The 884-nt window shown below is 63.2% G+C and carries 2 protein-coding genes; one reads left to right on the forward strand and one right to left on the reverse strand.

All coding sequences use genetic code 11. From position 1 onward, the window contains the following. Positions 1–170: 170 nt before the first annotated feature. Complete coding sequence (locus GWK18_RS12860) at positions 171–425, reverse strand: hypothetical protein (RefSeq protein ID WP_123825784.1); 255 nt, start codon at positions 423–425, stop codon at positions 171–173. 126 nt (positions 426–551) lie between these two features. Between GWK18_RS12860 and GWK18_RS12865 the strand changes: the two genes are divergently transcribed. Beyond that, complete coding sequence (locus GWK18_RS12865; RefSeq protein WP_166835733.1) at positions 552–860, forward strand: transposase; 309 nt, start codon at positions 552–554, stop codon at positions 858–860. The last annotated feature ends 24 nt before the right edge of the window (positions 861–884 follow it).

Genomic DNA, 884 nt, shown 5'->3' on the forward strand with positions numbered 1-884 from the left:
CCACAGACCCCACACCGGCATCGGCGGCCAAACACCCTCACAACGCGTTCACAACGTCACGGGGAAGTACATCTAGTGGCCCAGCCGTCCCAGTTCCTACCTCTACCGAGGCTCGTGCCTGTCTCGCGTCACCGACACGCGGCACCCGACCCCTCTACCCGCGCGATCTCCTAGGCGTTTTTCGGGTTGACGACGCTGTCCTCGTCCTCCTCCATGCCGGGCCGCTCCTCGTTTAGCGGCGAGGGGTCCGCCTCCTGAGAAGGATCGGCGTCTTCTTGGAGCTTGCGATCAACGGTGTCGTTGAACTGGTCAGCGCCAGCGGCGGGTTCGCCCCTGTTCTGGGACGTGCCGGCCATGTCCATGCTCGACGGTGCGGCTTGTGATTCGTCCTGGTTCTGCCGGTTCGTGTTGTGAGAGTCGTTCATGGTCTCTCCTTTGGGTTGTGCGCACGTAAGAACTGCTGCGGCGCTGGGGTCATCTGGTCGCACCGCCCGGGATTTGAATCGCCCCGGGTCTGGTGGAGGCTGTGATCCCACGGGAGGATGAGGAGCATGGCAGCACCGAGGAAGTACCCCGACGAGCTTCGGGAGAGAGCCACGAGGATGGCAGTTCAGTCACGGCGCGATCCATCGACGAGGTCGGGAACGTTTCGCCGTGTGGGCGAGCAGCTCGGGATCAATCCTGAGACTCTGAGGAACTGGGTCGTGCAGGCCGAGGTTGACGAGGGGCACCGTCCCGGGACCACGACCAGCGAGTCCCAGCGCCTGGTCGAGCTGGAGAAGGAAGTGCGTGAGCTGCGCAGGGCGAACTCGATGGCGGATTCAAGCGGTGAGCGCAAGGAACTCTGCGAGCTTCTCTGATGGTGTCAGATAGCCCAATGTCTT

Origin of the sequence: Kocuria sp. JC486, assembly GCF_011602805.1 — a bacterium.
Taxonomy (GTDB): Bacteria; Actinomycetota; Actinomycetes; order Actinomycetales; family Micrococcaceae; genus Kocuria; species Kocuria soli.

Bases quoted from the DNA above. Each gene is read 5' to 3' on its own strand.
- GWK18_RS12860 (WP_123825784.1), bottom strand. From the start codon at position 425: ATGAACGACTCTCACAACACGAACCGGCAGAACCAGGACGAATCACAA.
- GWK18_RS12865 (WP_166835733.1), top strand. From the start codon at position 552: ATGGCAGCACCGAGGAAGTACCCCGACGAGCTTCGGGAGAGAGCCACG.